Below are 20,432 nucleotides of genomic sequence, written 5' to 3' on the forward strand. Positions count from 1 at the left end.
CTGCGCGTGGCATTCGCAGTCTGGAAAGGCAACGAGGTGTTCGATCCGACGCGATTGGTGCCCAAGCCAGTTTGACGAAAAATATAGAACCTCAAACAATCGCTCGTCCTGATCCACTTTCGGCTGTGCTCCTCGGCCCAGCCCGACGGGTAGTGGAGATAAGACAAATACCAATGCAGAACTCCCATCCGGAGTGCAGGAAGCGCGTAGCGCTTCCTGCACGGGAATCCCAACAGACAGTGATGTTTGCACGCAAGAACAGCACACGCGGCCAAATGAAGCTCCCCGCCATCGCCCAGCGGGGCGAGGGAGGGGCGGGGGGAGGGAGTGGGGAGTCACCCCTACTGCCCAGTGCGAACCTCAGCCGCAGCGCCAAGCCTCGGACTTTGAACCCGCGATCAGTCTGCCTGCTTGCGCAGGAAAGCCGGAATCTCGAAGTCGTCCATGCCGCCCGATGCCAGCGCATCGACCTTGGCCGCCGCCTGGGTGCGGTTGGTGCGCCAGACGCTGGGCACCGTCATGTTGCCGTAGTCGGGCTGGGCCGAGCCCATGTTGCCACCGGGGTGGACGCTGCTGACAGACCCGCCGCCGACGGCCATGTTGAGGACCGGCATGTTGTCGGTACCCGTACGCAGCACCTGCAGCGGCGGCGCCGTGCGGCGTGCGCCCTGGCGGCTCAGGCCGGTGGCCACCACGGTGACGCGGATGTCCTCGCCAAGCTCATCGTCGTAGGCCGTACCGTAGATCACATGCGCATCGGGCGAGGCATAGGCGCGGATGGTGTTCATGGCCAGCTTGGACTCGTTGAGCTTGAGCGAACCCTTGGCAGCGCTGATCAGCACCAGCACGCCTTTGGCGCCCGACAGGTCGATGCCTTCGAGCAGCGGGCAGGCCACCGCTTGTTCAGCCGCGATGCGCGCGCGGTCCGGCCCGTTGGCGCGGGCCGTGCCCATCATCGCCTTGCCGGGCTCACCCATCACGGTGCGCACGTCCTCGAAGTCGACGTTGACATGGCCGGGAACATTGATGATCTCGGCAATGCCACCAACGGCGTTTTTCAGCACATCGTTGGCATGCGCAAAGGCCTCGTCCTGCGTCACGTCGTCACCCAGCACCTCAAGCAGCTTCTCGTTGAGCACCACGATCAGCGAATCGACATTGGCTTCGAGCTCGGCCAGGCCGAGGTCGGCGTTGGTCATGCGGCGCCCGCCTTCGAACTCAAAGGGTTTGGTCACCACACCAACCGTGAGGATGCCCATTTCTTTCGCGATACGCGCAATCACCGGCGCGGCGCCGGTGCCGGTGCCGCCGCCCATGCCGGCGGTGATGAACAACATGTGCGCGCCGGCAATCGCTTCGCGGATGTCTTCCACCGCCATCTCGGCCGCGTCACGGCCCTTCTCGGGCTTGCTGCCAGCGCCCAGGCCGCTGCCGCCCAGCTGGATCTGCTTGTGCGCGCTGCCGCGGCCCAGGGCCTGGGCATCGGTGTTGGCGCAGATGAACTCCACGCCCTGCACATTGCGTTCAATCATGTGTTCGACCGCGTTGCCGCCGCCGCCCCCCACGCCAATCACCTTGATTTGCGTGCCCTGGTTGAACTCTTCGATTTCAATCATTTCGATGCTCATGTGAGCCTCCTGTCAGTGTGTTGCAGTTGCCAAAAAATTTTTATTGAAAGTCTTTAGGTGATCTCGCCTCATGCAGGGGGATCGGCGCCCCCGGAATGTTTGCAACGCGGGCTCCGCCAGACAAAAACATGATTTTTTTTCATCAGAAGTTCCCCACCAGCCAGTCCTTGACCTTGCCGAAAGCGTTGTGCACACTGCCCGCCTTTTGCGCGACGCGGTGGCCGCGCATGCGCGCCAGCCGCGCTTCTTCGAGTAAACCCATCACGGTGGCAGCACGGGGCTGGGCCACCATGTCGGCCAGCGCGCTGGAATAACGCGGGATGCCGCGCCGCACTGGCTTGAGGAAGATGTCTTCACCCAGCTCAACCATGCCGGGCATCACCGCGCTGCCGCCGGTGATGACGATGCCGGATGACAACACTTCCTCGTAACCCGACTCGCGAATCACCTGCTGCACCAGCGAGAAAATTTCTTCAATGCGCGGCTCGATCACGCCAGCCAGCGCCTGGCGCGACAACATGCGCGGGCCGCGGTCACCCAGACCGGGTACCTCGACCTGGGTGTCCGGGTCGGCCAACAACTGTTTGGCGAAACCGTTTTCGACCTTGATGTCCTCGGCGTCCTTGGTCGGGGTACGCAGCGCCATCGCGATGTCACTGGTGATCAGGTCGCCGGCAATCGGGATCACGGCGGTGTGGCGAATTGCACCACCGGTGAAAATCGCCACGTCGGTGGTGCCGGCGCCAATATCGACCAGCGCCACGCCGAGTTCCTGCTCGTCACGGCTGAGCACCGACAGGCTGGAAGCGAGCGGGTTGAGCATCAGCTGGTCGACTTCCAAGCCGCAACGCCGCACGCACTTGATGATGTTCTCGGCCGCACTTTGCGCGCCGGTGACGATATGCACCTTGGCCTCCAGCCGGATACCGCTCATGCCGATCGGTTCGCGCACGTCCTGTCCGTCAATGACAAATTCCTGCGGCTCGACCAGCAGCAGGCGCTGGTCGGTGGAGATGTTGATGGCCTTGGCGGTCTCGATGACGCGGGCCACATCGGCCTGCGTGACTTCCTTGTCCTTGACTGCAACCATGCCGCTGGAATTGATGCCGCGTATGTGGCTGCCGGTGATGCCGGTATAAACCCGCGCGATCTTGCAGTCGGCCATCAGTTCGGCTTCTTTCAATGCCTGCTGGATGCTCTGCACCGTGGCGTCAATGTTGACGACCACGCCGCGCTTGAGTCCATTGCTGTAGGCGATGCCCAGGCCCGCCAGCTTGAGCTCGCCACCCGGCAAGACCTCGGCCACCACTGCCATGACCTTGCTGGTCCCGATGTCCAGCCCCACCACGAGATCTTTGTATTCCTTGGCCATATCTTTACCTTTTTTCTTTCGCGTTTGCCTTGTCACCCAACACGGTGGTGGTGACACCCCTCAGCTTGATCGCGTAGCCGTTGCCATAACGCAGGTCAGCGGACTCCAGCGGCTTGCCAAATTTGCCAGCCACCTGCGTGAGCGTGGCGACAAAACGCGCTACGCGGTTTTCAATTTCTTCCATGGCACCGTGACCGAGTTCCAGCGTAGCCCCGTCATCAAGCCGGGTGCGCCAACTGCCCCGGCTGGTCAGTTCAAGCAGCTCAATCTGCGCATCAATTTTCTCGAACACCGGTGACAACCTGCGGTAGGCGTCCAGCACCAGCGCGGCCTGGCCGTCGGGGCCGCTGAGCAGGGGCAGGTCCTCGGACTCCACATCACCCGGATTCGCTTCAAACACCTCACCATGGGTATTGACCAACTGCGCGTCGGCTTCCCGGCCCCAGTAGGCAATCGCCTTGTGTTCCTGCAGCACAACGCTCAGCCGGTTCGGAAACTCACGCTGCACCACCGCCCGGCGCACCCAGGGCACGGACTCGAACGCTGATTGCGCGCCGCGCAGGTCTACCGTGAAAAAATTGCCATTGAGCCGGGGAAGCACGTTGGCTCGCAGGGTGACTGCATTGTTGTGGCTCACGTCGCCGCGCACCTTGATGGCCGCCAGCCGAAACAGGTTCTGCTGCACCAGCCAGCCGATGCCGAGCACCGCCAGCATCCCGACAAACGCCAGCCCCAGCAGCAGGGAGACGATGTTCATCAGCCGGACGTCCATGGGTGCAGGCAGCGACGGGGTCATGCAGCGTCTCCCTCCAGCGGGTGATCAAGGCGCGCGCCGCACAGTACTTCAAGGCACAGGTCCTCATAACTGATGCCGGCCGCACGTGCCGACATCGGCACCAGCGAGTGGCTGGTCATGCCGGGCGACGTGTTGATCTCCAGCAGGTAGGGCTTGCGCGTTTTCGCATCAATCATCACGTCCAGCCGGCCCCAGCCGCGGCAGCCCAGCACGCGGTAGGCCTGCAACACCAGGGCCTGGATGGCTTTCTCCTCACCCGCAGGCAGGCCGCAGGGCACCAGGTACTGCGTCGTGTCGGTGAAATACTTGTTCTGGTAGTCGTAGTTGCCTTCGGGCGCCACGATGCGGATCACCGGCAGCGCGCGGGCGCTGTCGCCGGTTCCCAGCACCGGGCAGGTCACCTCGTCGCCACTGATGAACTGTTCACACAACACGTCGGCGTCCAGCAGCGCAGCCTGCTCCACGGCACCGGCCATGCCGGAATAACCCTCGACCTTGACCACGCCGATGGATGACCCTTCGCGCGCAGGTTTGACGATGACCGGCAAGCCCAGTTCGTCGGGTACCGCCATCACCTGCTTGCGGTCAAACGCGCCGCGACGCAGCAAAATGTACTTTGGCGTTGGCAGACCGTCAGCCAGCCAGATGCGTTTGGTGGTGACTTTGTCAATCGACATGCTGGAAGCCATCACGCCGGAACCGGTGTAGGGAATACCCATCAACTCCAGCGCACCCTGCACCGTGCCGTCTTCGCCGAAACGGCCGTGCAGCGCGATAAAGCAGCGCTGGAAGCCGTCACGCTTGAGCTCACTGATGTCCCGCTCAGCAGGATCAAAGGCGTGCGCATCCACACCGCGATGACGCAGCGCTTCCAGCACACCCCGGCCCGACATCAATGAGACTTCACGTTCGGCCGAGCGGCCACCCAGCAGCACCGCCACCTTGCCAAATTCTGATGCTTTCAGGCTCACAGCCCCTGCCCTTCCTGCGCAGAGCGCTCTGTTTTTTGTAGCAGTTCCAGCAGCTTCGCGGGCACACCCCCAATCGTGCCGGCACCCATGCTCAGCAACACATCGCCAGCCAGCGCGTTGTCGGCAATCGCCTGCGGCATGGCCTCGATGTCGTCAACAAACACCGGCTCGACCTTGCCGGCCACGCGCAGCGCGCGCGCCAGCGAGCGGCCATCGGCCGCAACAATTGGTGCCTCGCCCGCGGCATACACCTCGGACAGCAGCACGCTGTCGGCCTGGCCGATGATCTTGACGAAATCCTCGAAGCAGTCACGCGTGCGGGTGAAGCGATGCGGCTGGAAGGCCAGCACCAGGCGTCGACCCGGAAAGGCGCCGCGCGCGGCCGCAATCGTCGCCGCCATCTCGACCGGGTGATGGCCGTAGTCGTCCACGACCGTAAAGCTGCCACCGGCGGGTGCAGCCACCTCGCCGTAACGCTGGAAGCGCCGGCCCACACCCTTGAAGTCAGTCAGCGCTTTCTGCACCGCCGCATCGGGAATATTGAGTTCGACGGCCACCGCAATCGCCGACAGTGCGTTCAGCACGTTGTGTTCACCGGGCAGGTTCAGCACCACTGGCAGGTCGGGCAAGGTCACGCCGTTGCGCCGTCGTACCGTGAAGTGCATCTGCCCGTCCACCGCCTTCACGTCCACAGCGCGCACCTGGGCGTCTTCGTTGAAGCCGTAGCTGGTGATCGGGCAGGACACCTGCGGCAGGATGTCGCGCACCGCTGCATCGTCGGTGCACAGGATGGCGGTGCCGTAAAACGGCATGCGGTGCAGGAAATCAACAAACGCTTTTTTCAGGTTGCCGAAGTCGTGGCCGTAGGTCTCCATGTGGTCGGCGTCAATGTTGGTGACCACCGCCATGACCGGAAGCAGGTTCAGGAAGGAGGCATCGGACTCGTCGGCCTCGACCACGATGTAGTCACCAGATCCCAGCTTGGCGTTGGCGCCGGCACTGTTCAGTCGCCCGCCGATCACAAAAGTGGGGTCCAGCCCGCCCTCGGCCAACACGCTGGCGACCAGGCTGGTGGTGGTGGTTTTGCCGTGGGTGCCGGCAATCGCAATGCCCTGCTTGAGGCGCATCAGCTCGGCCAGCATGAGCGCACGGGGCACCACCGGAATGCGTTTTTCGCGCGCGGCCAGCACCTCGGGGTTATCGGCCTGCACCGCCGTGGAGGTCACCACGGCATCGACCTTGTCCAGATTGTCTGCGGCGTGTCCGACGAAGGTCTTGATGCCGAGGCCGGCGAGCCGACGCAAGGTGGCACTGTCCGACAGATCGGACCCCGAGATCAGGTAGCCGAGATTGTGCAAGACCTCGGCGATGCCGGACATGCCGGAGCCACCCAGGCCGATAAAGTGAATGTGTTTGATCGCGTGTTTCATGGTCGGTCCGATGATTGGACGAGTTCCTCGCAGGCAGCCACCACTTCGGCGGTGGCAGTTATTTTTTGCATCTTTTTGGCATGTAGCCCACGTTCCATGAGCGTAGAGCGCTCTGTTTTTTGTAGCAAGTTAGCCAGGTATTGCGGTGTCAACGCCGGCTGCGCCACCAACCAGCCACCACCCTGGTCCACCAGGAAGGCCGCATTGCGGGTCTGGTGGTCGTCCACCGCCGCCGGGAAAGGTACAAATACGGCGGCAGCGCCGACCGCCGCAATTTCCGTCACGGTGCTGGCGCCGGCGCGGCACACCACCAGGTCGGCCTCGGCAAAGGCGCCGGCGGTGTCCTCGATGAAGGGTGTGAGTTCGGCATGGACACCGGCGGCGCGGTAGTTCTCGCGCAGCGCGTCGATCTGGCTGACACCGCTTTGGTGCAACACGTGCGGGCGCTGCTCTTGCGGGATCAGGGCCAGAGCTTGCGGCACGATGCTGTTGAGCGCCTGCGCACCCAGGCTGCCGCCGACCACCAGCACTTTCAGGGGCCCGCTGCGTCCGGCAAAACGGATCTCCGGGTCCGGCTGCTGCGTGAATGCAGGCCGCAGCGGGTTGCCCACCCATTGCGCGTTTTTTATGACACCAGGAAACGCCGTGAACACCCGGTCGGCCACGCCGGCCAACACCTTGTTGACCAAACCGGCCACCGAGTTCTGCTCATGCAGCACCAGCGGTTTGCCCAGCAGCACACTCATCATGCCGGCTGGAAAAGCGATGTAGCCGCCCAGGCCCACCACCACATCGGGTTGGACGCGGCGCACCACGGCAATGCTCTGCCAGAAGGCCTTGAGCAGCCGCAGGGGCAGCAGCGCCAGCGTGACCGGCCCCTTGCCGCGCACGCCGGAAAAATCAATGGTTTCAAAGGCAAAACCGCGCGGCGGGACCAGCTGGCTCTCCATGCTGGGACGCTCGGCAGTTCCCTTGCCGCCCAGCCAGTGCACGCGCCAGCCGCGCTCGCGCAGGGCTTCGGCAACGGCCAGACCGGGGAAGATGTGGCCACCGGTGCCGCCGGCCATGATGAGAGCGCACTTGCTCATGCCGGTTGCCTCCGCAACTGCTGCGCCAGGCGAACGGCCGGGCGTCGGCAACGCATCCCATTCGCCTTACTGTCGATCCCCATCAGGATGGGGCCCCTCGCCAGGTAGCTCATGGTCCTTGCCTCCCATCCGGTACGAGTCATCGACCTCCCATACTTCGGCAAGCGCATCCCATTCGCCTTACTGTCGATCCCCATCAGGTTGGGGCCCCTCGCCAGGTAGCTCATGGTCGCCCTCCCCGCATCAACAATCTGTTTTCGTAGTCGATCCGCAGCACCACCGCCAGCGAAATCAGGTTCATCAAGATCGCTGAACCGCCGTAACTCATGAGCGGCAGGGTCAGGCCCTTGGTCGGCAAGGCGCCGAGATTCACACCCATGTTGATGAAGGCTTGAAAGCCGATCCAGATGCCCACACCCTGGGCCACCAGGCCGGCAAACAGGCGGTCCAGCGCAATCGACTGGCGGCCGATGTGCATGATGCGGCGCGTCATCCACATGAAGGCGCCGATCACACACAACACGCCGAGGAAGCCGAATTCCTCACCGATGACCGCGAGCAGAAAGTCGGTGTGTGCTTCAGGCAGCCAGTGCAGCTTCTCGATGCTGCCGCCCAGGCCCACGCCAAACACCTCGCCGCGCCCGAAGGCGATCAGCGAATGCGAGAGCTGGTAGCCCTTGCCCATGGAGTACTTGTCGCTCCACGGATCGAGGTAGGCAAAAATCCGCTCGCGGCGCCAGTCGCTGAGCATCACCATCAGCGCAAAAGCGATCACCACCACGGTGGCGATCACAAAAAACATGCGCGCATTGACACCGCCGAGGAAAAGAATGCCCATGGCGATCACCGAGATCACCATGAAGGCACCCATGTCCGGCTCCGCCAGGAGCAACAGGCCGACGATGGCGATGGCGATGGCCATGGGCATGACAGCACGGAAAAACCGCTCCTTGACCTCCATCTTGCGCACCATGTAGTCGGCGGCGTACAGCAAGACCGCAAACTTGGCGAGCTCCGAGGGCTGAAAGTTCATGAAGCCCAGCGAGATCCATCGCCGTGCGCCGTTGACGCCCTTGCCGATGAAGGGAACCAGCACCAGCATCAGCAACACCAGCGAGGCCACAAACAGCCAGGGCGCCAGCTTCTCCCAGGTTGCCACCGGCACCTGGAAAGCCAGCAGTGCCATCGCAAAGGCCACACCCAGCGAGATGGCATGGCGCAGCAAAAAATGCGTGTGCGCATAACGCGCAAACTTCGGGTTGTCCGGCATCGCGACCGAAGCGGAATACACCATCACCAGGCCCCAGACCAGCAGCGCCACCGTGACCCAGATCAGTGACTGGTCCACGCCCGACAAACGAACTGGTACCGACGCTGTGCGCGACGCGCCCTGACCACCCAGCCGGACCGGCAGGCCCTGGGTGGCTGCGCCACCCAGGCCGGAGAACCAGCCCGCAAGGCGTGTGGCGATGGTCATGACACCACCCCCGCATCGCCTGCGAGCGACTGCACAGCATCGCAAAACACCTGGGCGCGATGCCCATAGTTGTCAAACATGTCAAAACTCGCACAGGCCGGCGACATCAGCACGGCATCACCGGTTTGGGCGCGTCCCGCTGCCAGCTCAACGGCGGCCTGCATGGAATCGGCATCGAACAGCGGCACACCCGTGCCTGCCAGCACAGCGCGGATCAAGGGCGCATCCCGCCCGATCAATACCACCGCCCGTGCATATTTGCGCACCGGATCGGCCAGCGGCGAGAAGTCCTGGCCCTTGCCGTCCCCGCCAGCAATCAGCACCAGCTTGCGCTCAGCGCCCAGGCCGGTCAACGCTGCCACCGTGGCGCCCACATTGGTGCCCTTGCTGTCGTCAAAATACTCCACGTCATGGACCACCGCGACCGGTGAGACCCGGTGCGGCTCACCCGCATAATCCCGCAGGCCGTGCAACATCGACGCCATGGTTGCACCCACGGAACTGGCCAGCGCCAGCGCGGCCAGCGCATTCGTGGCGTTGTGGCGGCCGCGCAGGCGCATGGCCTCGACCGGCATCAGGCGCTGTATGTGCAGCACCAACTCTTCGTCCTTGCGGCGCTTCACGGTTTCATCGGCTTCGGCCGCACGCACCAGCCAGGCCATGCCGTTGACGGTCTCAATCCCGTAGTCGCCCGGCCGTTGCGGCGCTCCAAGCCCGAACGTGACGTACTCGCGCAACTGCGGCTTTTGCAACTTGACGCGCATTGGAGGTTTTGGCTCCCCCACGCTTGCCACTGCGTGTGCTGCGCTGCCCCCAGAGGGGGCTCTCGCGCCTTGGGACGGCCCGGCGGCGCTCGGCAACATCGCCATCACCGCCGGATCATCGCGGTTGAGCACCAGCAGGCCCTTGCTGCCAAAAATACGCGCCTTGGCCGCGCCATAGGCGGCCATGCTGCCGTGCCAGTCCAGATGGTCCTGCGTCAGGTTCAGCACAGTGGCGGCGCTGGGTTCGAAGTCCTGCACCCCGTCGAGCTGGAAGCTGGACAGCTCCAGCACCCAGACTTCGGGCAAGGTCCCGGCATCCATGTGCCCGGCGAGTGTGTCCAGCAGGCTGGGGCCGATGTTGCCAGCCACCGCCACGGTCTTGCCTGCGTGGGCGACCAGTTGCCCAGTCAGTGCCGTGGTGGTGGTCTTGCCGTTGGTCCCGGTGATCGCGAGCACCTGGGGGGCATAGGCGCGTGTTTGGCGAAGGTCCGAGAGCGCCTGCGCGAACAGGCTCAACTCATTGCCGCAGGGCAGACCCTGTGCCTGGGCCGCACCCATCACCGGCGCGACCGATGCCGGCGACAGGCCAGGGCTCTTGAAGACGGCGCGAATGTCTTGGCCTTCGATCAAGCTGGCCTCGAAGGCGCCTGGGCAAAAAATCACCTGCGGTAATTCCGCTTGCAACTGCGCCAGTTGGGGAGGCGTCTCGCGGGTATCGGCCACCGTGACGCGGGCACCCAGGCGTACGCACCAGCGCACCATGGCCAGGCCCGAAGCGCCCAGACCGAGGATGAGCACATGTTTGCCGTGCAGGGAAGACACGGCCGCCGCAGCAGAGGGCTCGGTGGCCTCGGGCACAAGGTCGTCGCCAGGGCCAGGCACACTTTCCTCGGCCAACACCGGCAGCTCAGTCGCAGCTTGTTCGGGGGCAGCGACTTCGGCAAACAATTGCGCCACAAAAGCAGCCGCGTCGCGCGCGGCCGTCAGGGTTTCAGGCAAAGATCGCGCGCCAGCCTTGCCAGCCTCTGCGGGACGTGGCTCGACCGCTTCGTCCGCCGAAACCTGCGCGGCCGGCTCCGGCACATGCACCGAAGCAACCTGCATGGGAGGCTGCTCAGGCGGGTCGCCAGGGTTGATCGGTTCGTTGGCGTTCATCGCAGTTTCAGCGTCGACAGGCCGATCAGGCACAGCAGCATGGTGATGATCCAGAAGCGCACGACCACCTGCGTTTCCTTCCAGCCGTTTTTTTCAAAGTGATGGTGCAGCGGGGCCATCTTGAACAACCGCCGGCCTTCGCCGTGACGCGCACGGGTGTACTTGAAATACATCACCTGCAACATGACTGACAGCGCCTCGACCACAAAAATGCCGCCCATGATGGCCAGCACGATTTCCTGGCGCACGATGACCGCGATCGTTCCCAGCGCCGCACCCAGCGCCAGCGCGCCCACGTCACCCATAAAAACCTGCGCAGGATGGGTGTTGAACCACAAAAAGGCCAGGCCCGCGCCGGCCATGGCCGAGCAGAAAATCAGCAACTCACCGGAACCGGGAATGTGCGGGAAGAACAGGTACTTCGAATACACCGCGCTGCCGGTCACATAAGCGAACACGCCGAGCGCCGAGCCCACCATGACCACGGGCATGATCGCCAGGCCATCGAGGCCATCCGTCAGGTTGACCGCGTTGCTGGAACCCACAATGACCAGGTAGGTCAGCAGCACAAAACCGAACACGCCCAGCGGATAACTGATCTCCTTGAAGAAGGGCAGTTGCAACCCGGCCTTGGGCGGCAGGTTCACGTCAAAGCCGGACTGGACCCAGCTGAAGAACAATTCGAGCACCCTCAGGTTGGAGCTCTCCGAAATGCTGAACACCAGGTAGAGCGCCGCCAGCAGGCCGATCACCGACTGCCACAGGTATTTTTCCCGCGAGCGCATGCCCTCCGGATCCTTGTGCACAACCTTGCGCCAATCGTCAGCCCAGCCAACGGCACCAAACCCCAGCGTGACGATCAGCACGATCCAGACAAATCGGTTGCTCAGGTCAAACCACAGCAGGGTGGAGATGCCGATCGACAGCAGGATCAACACCCCGCCCATGGTGGGGGTACCGCTCTTGCTCAGATGGGTCTGCATCGCGTACTCGCGGATGGGCTGACCGATTTTCAGGTGCGTCAGGCGCCGGATCACAAACGGGCCGGCAATCAGTCCGATCAGCAAGGCCGTGAGCGCGGCCATGACCGCGCGGAACGTCAGGTACTGGAACACCCGGAAGTAGCCGAACTCCGGCGACATGGTTTGCAGCCACTGGGCCAGGCTAAGCAGCATGGGGTGCCTCCTGCCGAGCCGCCTGAAAGGAGGCAAGCGCCTCCTCGGGGGGCAGTGAACGCATGTGAACGTCGGGGCTCATTGTTGTTCCTCTTCCGATTGTTGTGTATGGGCGGTGATGGTTTCCACCACACGCTCCATCTTCATGAAACGCGAACCCTTGACCAGCACGCTGCTTATCTCGGGCAGGGCCCGTACCACCGCGGTCTGAAGGGCGGCCATGTTGTCGCCAAAATGCCGGCCTCCAGCAACAGCGCCGGACGCGCCCACGGACTGCGCTCCCAAGGTGAATACCTGCTCGATGCCGCGTTCACGCGCGTGCGCTCCGGCTTCCGCATGAAAAGCTGGCCCCTGATCACCCACCTCGCCCATGTCACCGAGCACCAGCAGGCGTGGCCCCGGCAAATCGGCCAGCACGTTTATGGCGGCACGCACCGAATCAGGGTTGGCGTTGTAACTGTCATCAATCAGGGTGATGGCGCGGCCGGCCATCGTGACCTGCAAGGCGCGCGAGCGGCCCTTGACCGGTGAAAAAGCCGACAGGCCGGCCGAGATGGCAGCCAGCGGAACACCGGCTGCCAGCGCACAGGCGGTCGCGGCGAGGGCATTTTTGACGTTGTGGCGGCCGGCGACCCGCAGCGAAAAATCCAGCGCGCCTTGCGGCGTATTGGCTTGCACCCGCCAGGCGCTGCCGCGCCACTGCGCAGCACCGGTCACATCGGCTGCGCCCGATTCGGCAAAGGTCATGACCGTACGGGACCCGGCTGTTGCGCGCCAGATCGGGGCGAAGGCCTCATCTGCCGGGAACACCGCAACCCCCGAGTGAGGCAGCGCCGCGATCACGCTGCCGTTTTCATGCGCCACCGCCTCCACGGTGGCCATGAACTCCAGGTGTTCACGCTGCGCGTTGTTAACCAGAGCCACAGTGGGCCTGGCCAGGTCAGCCAGGTAGGCGATCTCGCCGGGATGGTTCATGCCAAGTTCGACCACGCCGGCTTCATGGCTCGCGCGCAGACGCAGCAGCGTCAAAGGCAAGCCAATGTCGTTGTTGAAGTTACCCTGCGTTGCAAAGGCAGCCTCGCCTTTCCACGATCGCAGGATGGAAGCGATCATCTGCGTCACAGTGGTCTTGCCATTGCTGCCGGTCACGGCAATCAAGGGCAGGCTGAACTGCGAGCGCCAGCCGGCGGCCAGTTGACCCAGGGCTTTGAGGGAATCGTCGACCAGCAGGCCAGGCTGGCTGGGGGACAAACCTCGCTGCGCCAATGCCGCCACGGCGCCCTGGCTGGCGGCCTGCGACAGGAAATCATGCGCATCAAAACGCTCACCCTTGAGCGCCACAAACAGGTCGCCAGGCCGCAGGCTGCGCGTATCGCTGTGAACACGCGTGAACTGCAGGGCGCCATCGCCCACCAGCCGTGCCGAGGGCAGCCACTTCAGGGCCTGCTGCAAGGTCATCATGCGAAACCGCCCACGCTGGCCTTCGAAAGAGCATCCTGGCGCAAAGCGGCTTCAGCCTGCGCCTTGTCGGAGAACGGCAACTTGATGCCGGCAATGTCCTGGTAACTCTCATGGCCCTTGCCGGCAATCAGAATCACATCGTGAGCTTGCGCCTGGCCGATGGAGTGGCTGATGGCCGCCGCGCGGTCGGGCTCAACCTCGGCCACCCCGCTGCGACTGAAGCCTTTCATGATCTGCCCGACGATGCTGGCCGGGTCCTCGCTGCGCGGATTGTCGCTGGTGACCACGACACGGTCGGCGCCTTTTTCGGCTGCGGCTGCCATCAGCGGCCGTTTGCCGGCATCGCGCTCACCGCCGCAACCAAAGACGCACCACAGCCGGCCAGAGCGTCCCTCGGCAAGCGGCCGAAGCGCACCCAATACCTTCTCAAGCGCGTCGGGGGTGTGCGCGTAATCAATCACGACCAGCGGGCGGCCCGGCACTGACACCACATCCATGCGCCCCGGCACCGGTGACAGATCGGCACAGGCGTCCACCACTTCGCGCAGCGGCAGACCGAGTGCGCGCAGGGCCGCGATCACGCCCAGCAGGTTGGACACGTTGTACCGGCCGACCAGGCCGGTGGACAGCCGGTGGCAGGAATTTTCCTCACACACGTCGAAGCGCATGCCATCTTTGCCCTGGTCGATGGCCTGCGCCCTGAGACGGGCCGGCGCAGCGCAGGACACGGTCCAGACATCGAGGCCCGAGTCGCGCAGGGACAACGCCAAGGCCTCGCCTTTCGGGTCATCGATGTTGAGTACCGCCGCCTTCAAACCCGGCCAGCAGAACAGGCGCGCTTTCGCCTCCCAGTAGGACGCCATGTCGCCGTGGTAGTCGAGATGGTCCTGCGTGAAGTTGGTGAAGATGGCCACGCGTATGGCGGTCGCATCGAGGCGGTGTTCGGCGATGCCGATCGACGACGCTTCAAGGGCACAAGCCGCGAAACCTTCATTGACCCAGCGCGCGAGCTGCTGTTGCAACAACACAGGATCAGGCGTTGTCAGGCCGTTGAACACCATGGCTTCAGGCCGGCCCATCCCAAGGGTGCCGACCACGCCGCAAGGCCGTTTGAGACGCTCCAGCGCCTGGGCCAGCCACCAGGCGGTCGAGGTCTTGCCATTGGTGCCGGTCACTGCAAGCAGATCCAACTGGCGGCTGGGATGCCCGAAAAATTCTGCAGCAATAGGCGCCGTGGCCAGTTTGAGTCCGGGATAGGCCGCCACGCGGTTGTCCGAGAAGCCGTAACTTTCAACACCGTCCCGTTCAACCAGGCAAGCCTGCGCGCCGGCGTTGAGCACACCCGCCACATAGTTGCGCGCATCGGTGGCGGCACCCGGCCAGGCGATGAAGCCGTCGCCCGCCGCCACCTTGCGGCTGTCCGTCCACAAGCTGCCGCCGACCCGCTGCCGCAGCCACTGCGCCGCCTGTCCGGGTGTCTGCAACTGGTCCATCAGAAGGACTCCTCGACCGGAGCGTAGACAATTTGCGGCTTGACGCTCATGTCCGGCTGCACACCCATCATGCGCAAAGTCTGCTGCACCACTTCGCTGAAAACCGGCGCAGCGGCCACGCCGCCAAAATACTTGCCATCGCTCGGCTCGTCAATCATCACCGCCACGATGATGCGCGGGTTTTCGATCGGCGCCATGCCGGTGAACCAGGCGCGGTATTTATTGCTGGCGTAGCCTTTGCCGACCTGTTTGTGCGCGGTGCCCGACTTGCCGCCGACCGAGTACCCAACGGTCTGCGCCAGCGGCCCGGTGCCGCCAGGGGCCGCAGCCATCTGCAGCATCTTTCGCACCGCGCGTGCAGTGTCGGCAGAGAAAACCCTGATGCCGACGGCCGGCTCGCTGCTTTTGAGCATGGTGACCGGGATGATCTGGCCGTCATGGGCAAACGGTGTATACGAATGCGCCATCTGGAACAAGGAGGCCGACAAGCCATAGCCGTACGACATGGTCGCCTGCTCCACCGGCCGCCAGGTTTTCCAGGGACGCAGTCGGCCCGTGACCGCGCCGGGAAACTGAATCTGCGGCTTCTGGCCATAACCGAGTGCCGTGTAGGTGTCCCACATCTCGTGCGGGCTCATCTTCTGCGCAATCTTGAGCGCGCCGACGTTGCTCGACTTCTGGATCACGCCTTCGACTGTCAGCGTGCCGTAGTTGTGGGTGTCGCTGATGGTGAAGCCGCCGATACTGAACCGGCCGGGCCCGGTGTCGATCAAGGTTTGTGGTTTGATCCGCCCGGCCTCCATTGCCATCGCGACCGTGATCGGTTTCATGGTGGACCCCGGCTCGAAGGTGTCGGTGATGGCGCGGTTGCGCAGTTGCTCGCCGGTCAGGTTCTGCCGCTTGTTCGGAACGTAACTCGGGTAGTTGGCCAGCGCCAGCACCTCGCCAGTGATGGTGTCGAGCACCACCACGCTGCCGGCCTTGGCCTTGCGCGCGATGACCGCATCACGCAGCTTCTGGTAGGCGAAAAACTGCACCTTGCTGTCCAGGCTGAGCTGGATGTCCTTGCCTTCAAGCGGCGGCACCTGCTCGCCCACATCTTCGACCACCCGGCCCAGCCTGTCCTTGATCACCCGGCGCGACCCGGCCTTGCCGGCCAGTTCCTTGTTGAAGGCCAGCTCGATGCCCTCCTGGCCGCGGTCTTCCACATTGGTGAAGCCGACCACATGGGCGGCCGTTTCGCCTTCCGGGTACTGGCGCTTGTATTCCTTGCGCTGGTAAATACCCTTGAGGCCGAGGGCATGGATTTTCTGGGCAACCGGTTCGTCCACCTGCCGCTTGATCCAGACAAAGGTCTTGTCCTCGTCGGCCAGCTTTTTGGCCAGCTCCGCCAGCGGCATCTCGAGCAGCTTCGCGAGTTCGCCGAGTTGTGTCCGGTCGGCATCCACGTCTTCAGGTATGGCCCAGATGCTGGGTGCCACCACGCTGGTCGCCAGTAACAAGCCATTGCGATCCAGGATGCGACCACGGTTGGCAGGCAGCTCCAGCGTGCGCGCAAATCGCACCTGGCCCTGCCGCTGGAAGAAATCGTTGCCGATGACCTGAACATAGGCTGCGCGGCCGGCCAGACCGGCAAAGGCCAGCGCAATGCCGGCCACGATCAGCTTGCTGCGCCAGACGGGTGTCTTGCTCGCCAGCAACGGACTAGACGAATAAAGCACGCTCCTGCTCACGGTGCGCCCTCGCCTGCCGGCGGCTGTTTGTAACGAACATACGCGGTGATGGCCGGCGTGGCCGTGCGCATCTGCAGGCGATCCTTGGAAATCTGCTCCACGCGCAGCGGCGTGGCCTGGGCGCGTTTTTCGACCTGCAGACGCTCCCGATCGGTTTCGAGCTTGCGGCTCAAGGCTGCGGTCTTTTCAAGTTCGACATACAGGCGGCGCGACTCGTACTGCGTGCGAACGAGGTAAAGCGCGCTGAACAGCACGGCGACCAGCAGCACCAGATTCAAACGCGTCATGCCGCCCCCCCCGGGTAGCGCTGGGTGATAGCCTGGACTGGCACCTCAGTGCGTTCGGCCACCCGCATGACCGCACTGCGCGAGCGCGGGTTGGCGGCGACCTCCTCGTCGCCGGGTTTGGTACGCTCCAGCGCCTTCAGCCGCATCGGTTTCGGTTCGGCAAAGGGCGCACGACGGTCATACACCTCGCGCGAATGCTCCGCAATAAATTGCTTGACGATGCGGTCTTCCAGCGAATGGAAACTGATCACCACCAAACGTCCTCCCGGTTGCAGTACTTTGAGGCTGGCCTCTAACGCCTGTTGCAGCTCTTCAAGCTCGGCGTTGATGAAAATCCGAAAAGCCTGAAATGTGCGCGTTGCAGGGTCCTTGCCCGGCTCGCGGGTTTTGACCGCGCCAGCCACGACTTCGGCCAGCTCAGCGGTGGTTCCAACAGGGCCCCGCTCCTGTCGGCGACGATCAATCGCCTTTGCAATCTGCCCAGCAAACCGTTCTTCGCCATATTCACGAATGACCTCCGCTATGGTGTCTGTTTCTGCATCGGCCAGCCACTCGGCCACGCTCTGTCCACGGGTGGTGTCCATGCGCATGTCCAGCGGGCCGTCGCCGCGGAACGAAAAGCCGCGTGCCGGGTTGTCGATCTGCGGTGAGCTGATGCCCAGGTCCATCAGCACACCGGCTGCGCAGGCAGGCGGCAAATCGCCCAGGTGTTTGAAACCCTCGTGGCGAATCGAAAACCGGGCATCGCTCAGCGTCTTCGCCTCGGCGACCGCTTCGAGATCCTTGTCGAAGGCGGTCAAGCGGCCCGCAGCAGACAACTGCGACAGGATCAGGCGTGAATGACCACCGCGCCCAAAGGTCGCGTCGATGTAATGGCCGTCCGGTTGGATGTGAAGCGCTGCGACTGCTTCGTTCAACAAGACGGTGCGATGTGTCCATGGGTCTTGCACCGCCATCTTTCAGAATGAAAAGTCTCTGAAGACATCGGGCATGGGCAACTTCATCTGTTCGGCCTCCCGCGCAGCGTAGGTCGCCGCGTCCCAGAGCTCAAAGGAGCTGCCCATGCCGAGCAGCACCGTGTCCTTGCTGATGCCTGCGGCGACGCGCAGCTCGGGCGACACCAGCACACGGCCACTGGCATCCATCTCGACGTCCATGGCGTTGCCCAGAAAAATCCGCTTCCACCACTGGGCCTCCATCGGCAGCGCGGAAATACGCTCGCGAAATTTCTCCCATTCGTTGCGCGGGAATATCATCAGGCAACCATGCGGATGTTTGGTGATGGTGAGCTGGCTGGCAGCGGTGGCGCTGAGCACGTCCCGATACCGGGTCGGCACAGAAAGCCGACCCTTGGTATCGAGAGCTACAGAAGACGCGCCTTGAAACACTGCTAAACCCTTTGAAAAAACACTTTTCACCACTTAATTGCACTTTTTCCCACTTTATCAGGAAAGTTTTCGGGTGCAAGGGCTTTGCAACAAATTTTTTCAATGAAATCAAGCACTTAGAAACGTATTTCAAACCAGGAATGGTTTAAAAGATGTTCTAAATGAAGCACTTAGACGGCTTAATGAAAGTGTTGTCTCAAGCCTGGCGTGGCGTAAGCGTTTGTGGTGGAAGGGGAGCAAGCCTGAGGCTTGAAGTCAGCCGCGAGAACGTACGCGATGAAACGCTTGTCCGCGCGTAGGTACGTTCGAGAAAAAATGCCGAGAGCTTGAGGGGGAGGAAAGCCCGTTCTCAGGGCGCAGATACGCGTGGAGACGCCCTGCGGCGATGCGCCCCGCTCAGTCGATGCGCGTCAGCACCCGGGCGTGTTCGGTGATGCCGATCACGTTGAAAAATGCAGCCACCAGTCGATGCACCTCGGTGAACTGAACCGCACGGTTTTCCGCTTCGCGGGCAGATACCCAGTTGAGCAGCGTTCCCGCAGCAGAAAAATCCACGCGGATCAGCTTGGCGCAAGAAATGATCATGATGTCCGCACCCATCAGCTTGGCTTCGAGCTTGTCCAGCACGTCGATGGCGTCGCCTTCGATCTGGCCGGACAGCTCGACCGCGAACAAATTGGACATCTGTGAATTTCCATCCATCAGCGTGTCACCATCGAGGGCGCTGCTGATGCTCGAAGGCGCGGAATCGCGGTACACATCACCAATGATGGCCTGCCCGCTGACTGCGGTGCCATGCGGATCGAGCGGCTTGTACTCGCAGCGCGCACTGTCCCAGGCGGGCGGCGATACCTCATAGGTCACGCAAAAATCGAGCGCGGTCAGTTCGAATTCGTCGGGCTGATGCGTGACGCGCAAGACCTCCATCCTCAGTTGCCACCATGCCTCGGAAGTGTCTCGCACCCCCGACGGCGTGGCATTCTGCAACACCTGCTGCAACTGCGACGCAGCGATGAAGCGCAGTTGCACCGGTTGCGCCGACCAGCCGCTGAATACCTTGCTCAAAGGCTCGACGGCACCCGCATCGATGTTCTTGAGGTTGTGCCAGTCCAGGCGCCAGGGCATGGGAGCGCGGGACAAGGCAGCGGTCATGGCTGCAACGGTCTGAATACCCAAAACTGACGGGCAAATCCAGTCGGCAGCCGGTCCATTGCCCGAACTCTGGCTGGATGGCGACGACAGTTGTTGAACCATATCGGGCATGGAGAACCACTGCGGGGCGGAGCGGTCAAAACGGCCCACAAACTCTATCGCCTGATTCTCGAATTTATCCTGCTGCCCCGTGGCGCGGTACAAGTCAAACAAGGCCAGCCAGGTATCGGGGTGTTGTGCCCGGCTGCCCTGCGGGCCCAGCGTTTCGAGCAGGCCAGATTCGGCGCCGGCATCGTCACCGTTGGCAAAACGAATGGACGCCTCTTCCAGTTCAGGGTCGTGCGCAACTTCCGCGCCATCGACCACGGAAAACTTGGAAGCCGAAAAACCCGACGGCGTGTCATCGCGGGACAGCGCCGAAATCGCCCGTGGACTGGCCGGCCGTGCTGGCGGCGGCGCAACCGGGGCAGGCACAGAACCGAGCAGGTCCGACATCATGGGAGCGGCGGGAGGTACGGCGGCACCCGCCTTCATTTTGGCGAGTGCCGCTGTCAGTTCGCTGGGCGCTGTGCGGGCATAACTGCCAGGAAGCGCGTTGTCCAGCAGCGGTGCATGAACACTCAGGTTGTTCGGGGCCGCTGGAGACCCCGCCAAGGGGGCGGACAACGACGCCGCAGCACTCATGGTCGAAGGGCTGGCATGTTTGGTTTTCCACCACTGCATGGACATCTGGGCTTCAATTTCGTCGATCTTCTTCAGCGTCACGGCGCGATCGTCCGGTTTGGACGGCATGCTGCTCTGGAAGAACGATGGTCGGGCCCCTGGATCCTGCCCGGTCATGGCTTCGCGCTTGCGCATTTTTCTGAGCATGTCGAATTCGCGCTTGCGCACAAAGTCGTTGCGACGCTTGCGTTCGATCATTTCCTTGAGCAACTGCTTGCTCATGGCTTCCTCGCGGCCTGATTCCTTGTTCTCCAGATCGGACCAATTCGTCGCCGGGTTGCGGACGAATTTCACGACTTTTGACAACAAGCCGGGCGCAGGGTCTTCTTTGGCCATGGG

At 63.1% G+C, this 20,432-nt stretch carries 16 protein-coding genes; all 16 read right to left on the reverse strand.

What is annotated here, in order from left to right:
* Positions 1–398: 398 nt before the first annotated feature.
* Positions 399–1,628 carry a cell division protein FtsZ gene (gene ftsZ / locus ACH2CW_RS14785; RefSeq protein ID WP_395059474.1) on the reverse strand — a complete coding sequence of 410 codons (1,230 nt, stop codon included), beginning with the start codon at positions 1,626–1,628 and terminating at the stop codon, positions 399–401.
* A gap of 142 nt (positions 1,629–1,770) precedes the next feature.
* Complete coding sequence (ftsA, locus tag ACH2CW_RS14790; protein ID WP_296922441.1) at positions 1,771–3,000, reverse strand: cell division protein FtsA; 1,230 nt, start codon at positions 2,998–3,000, stop codon at positions 1,771–1,773.
* Positions 3,001–3,004: 4 nt separating this feature from the next.
* Positions 3,005–3,796, reverse strand: coding sequence for a cell division protein FtsQ/DivIB (locus ACH2CW_RS14795; RefSeq protein ID WP_395059476.1), 792 nt, complete (start codon positions 3,794–3,796; stop codon positions 3,005–3,007).
* On the reverse strand, positions 3,793–4,761 hold the full coding sequence (locus tag ACH2CW_RS14800) for a D-alanine--D-alanine ligase (RefSeq protein ID WP_395059548.1): 969 nt from the start codon (positions 4,759–4,761) through the stop codon (positions 3,793–3,795). Before ACH2CW_RS14800 ends, ACH2CW_RS14795 begins: the two co-directional genes overlap by 4 nt.
* Positions 4,762–4,763: 2 nt before the next feature.
* Entirely contained in the window at positions 4,764–6,197 is a 1,434-nt protein-coding gene (gene murC, locus ACH2CW_RS14805) for a UDP-N-acetylmuramate--L-alanine ligase (RefSeq protein ID WP_395059478.1), read from the reverse strand.
* A complete protein-coding gene (gene murG, locus ACH2CW_RS14810) occupies positions 6,194–7,285 on the reverse strand; it encodes an undecaprenyldiphospho-muramoylpentapeptide beta-N-acetylglucosaminyltransferase (RefSeq protein ID WP_395059480.1) in 1,092 nt (363 codons plus the stop codon). Before murG ends, murC begins: the two co-directional genes overlap by 4 nt.
* Positions 7,286–7,508: 223 nt before the next feature.
* A complete protein-coding gene (ftsW, locus tag ACH2CW_RS14815) occupies positions 7,509–8,762 on the reverse strand; it encodes a putative lipid II flippase FtsW (RefSeq protein WP_395059482.1) in 1,254 nt (417 codons plus the stop codon).
* Positions 8,759–10,681 (reverse strand): Mur ligase family protein, encoded by a 1,923-nt coding sequence (locus ACH2CW_RS14820; RefSeq protein WP_395059484.1) that lies wholly within the window; start codon positions 10,679–10,681, stop codon positions 8,759–8,761. Before ACH2CW_RS14820 ends, ftsW begins: the two co-directional genes overlap by 4 nt.
* The gene (gene mraY, locus ACH2CW_RS14825) at positions 10,678–11,856 is read right to left on the reverse strand and encodes a phospho-N-acetylmuramoyl-pentapeptide-transferase (protein WP_395059486.1); all 1,179 of its coding nucleotides are present in this window, start codon (positions 11,854–11,856) and stop codon (positions 10,678–10,680) included. Before mraY ends, ACH2CW_RS14820 begins: the two co-directional genes overlap by 4 nt.
* A 78-nt stretch (positions 11,857–11,934) precedes the next feature.
* Positions 11,935–13,317, reverse strand: a complete 1,383-nt coding sequence (gene murF / locus ACH2CW_RS14830; RefSeq protein ID WP_395059488.1) for a UDP-N-acetylmuramoyl-tripeptide--D-alanyl-D-alanine ligase — start codon at positions 13,315–13,317, stop codon at positions 11,935–11,937.
* Positions 13,314–14,810 (reverse strand): UDP-N-acetylmuramoyl-L-alanyl-D-glutamate--2,6-diaminopimelate ligase, encoded by a 1,497-nt coding sequence (locus tag ACH2CW_RS14835; protein ID WP_395059490.1) that lies wholly within the window; start codon positions 14,808–14,810, stop codon positions 13,314–13,316. Before ACH2CW_RS14835 ends, murF begins: the two co-directional genes overlap by 4 nt.
* A complete protein-coding gene (locus ACH2CW_RS14840; RefSeq protein ID WP_395059492.1) occupies positions 14,810–16,543 on the reverse strand; it encodes a peptidoglycan D,D-transpeptidase FtsI family protein in 1,734 nt (577 codons plus the stop codon). The genes ACH2CW_RS14835 and ACH2CW_RS14840 overlap by 1 nt, the downstream gene beginning before the upstream one ends.
* The gene (gene ftsL, locus ACH2CW_RS14845) at positions 16,540–16,830 is read right to left on the reverse strand and encodes a cell division protein FtsL (RefSeq protein ID WP_395059494.1); all 291 of its coding nucleotides are present in this window, start codon (positions 16,828–16,830) and stop codon (positions 16,540–16,542) included. The genes ACH2CW_RS14840 and ftsL overlap by 4 nt, the downstream gene beginning before the upstream one ends.
* On the reverse strand, positions 16,827–17,786 hold the full coding sequence (gene rsmH / locus ACH2CW_RS14850) for a 16S rRNA (cytosine(1402)-N(4))-methyltransferase RsmH (RefSeq protein WP_395059496.1): 960 nt from the start codon (positions 17,784–17,786) through the stop codon (positions 16,827–16,829). Before rsmH ends, ftsL begins: the two co-directional genes overlap by 4 nt.
* 3 nt (positions 17,787–17,789) lie before the next feature.
* The gene (mraZ, locus tag ACH2CW_RS14855; RefSeq protein WP_395059498.1) at positions 17,790–18,218 is read right to left on the reverse strand and encodes a division/cell wall cluster transcriptional repressor MraZ; all 429 of its coding nucleotides are present in this window, start codon (positions 18,216–18,218) and stop codon (positions 17,790–17,792) included.
* Between the two features lie 396 nt (positions 18,219–18,614).
* Entirely contained in the window at positions 18,615–20,429 is a 1,815-nt protein-coding gene (locus ACH2CW_RS14860; RefSeq protein WP_395059500.1) for an STAS domain-containing protein, read from the reverse strand.
* Positions 20,430–20,432 lie beyond the last annotated feature (3 nt).

Source organism: Polaromonas sp. (assembly GCF_043778355.1).
GTDB lineage: Bacteria > Pseudomonadota > Gammaproteobacteria > Burkholderiales > Burkholderiaceae_C > Polaromonas.

What these genes read in the sequence shown, in the direction of transcription:
- ftsZ (WP_395059474.1), bottom strand. Translation starts at nt 1,628, where the DNA reads ATGAGCATCGAAATGATTGAAATCGAAGAGTTCAACCAGGGCACGCAA.
- ftsA (WP_296922441.1), bottom strand. Translation starts at nt 3,000, where the DNA reads ATGGCCAAGGAATACAAAGATCTCGTGGTGGGGCTGGACATCGGGACC.
- ACH2CW_RS14795 (WP_395059476.1), bottom strand. Translation starts at nt 3,796, where the DNA reads ATGACCCCGTCGCTGCCTGCACCCATGGACGTCCGGCTGATGAACATC.
- murC (WP_395059478.1), bottom strand. Translation starts at nt 6,197, where the DNA reads ATGAAACACGCGATCAAACACATTCACTTTATCGGCCTGGGTGGCTCC.
- murG (WP_395059480.1), bottom strand. Translation starts at nt 7,285, where the DNA reads ATGAGCAAGTGCGCTCTCATCATGGCCGGCGGCACCGGTGGCCACATC.
- ftsW (WP_395059482.1), bottom strand. Translation starts at nt 8,762, where the DNA reads ATGACCATCGCCACACGCCTTGCGGGCTGGTTCTCCGGCCTGGGTGGC.
- ACH2CW_RS14820 (WP_395059484.1), bottom strand. Translation starts at nt 10,681, where the DNA reads ATGAACGCCAACGAACCGATCAACCCTGGCGACCCGCCTGAGCAGCCT.
- mraY (WP_395059486.1), bottom strand. Translation starts at nt 11,856, where the DNA reads ATGCTGCTTAGCCTGGCCCAGTGGCTGCAAACCATGTCGCCGGAGTTC.
- murF (WP_395059488.1), bottom strand. Translation starts at nt 13,317, where the DNA reads ATGATGACCTTGCAGCAGGCCCTGAAGTGGCTGCCCTCGGCACGGCTG.
- ACH2CW_RS14835 (WP_395059490.1), bottom strand. Translation starts at nt 14,810, where the DNA reads ATGGACCAGTTGCAGACACCCGGACAGGCGGCGCAGTGGCTGCGGCAG.
- ftsL (WP_395059494.1), bottom strand. Translation starts at nt 16,830, where the DNA reads ATGACGCGTTTGAATCTGGTGCTGCTGGTCGCCGTGCTGTTCAGCGCG.
- rsmH (WP_395059496.1), bottom strand. Translation starts at nt 17,786, where the DNA reads ATGGCGGTGCAAGACCCATGGACACATCGCACCGTCTTGTTGAACGAA.
- ACH2CW_RS14860 (WP_395059500.1), bottom strand. Translation starts at nt 20,429, where the DNA reads ATGGCCAAAGAAGACCCTGCGCCCGGCTTGTTGTCAAAAGTCGTGAAA.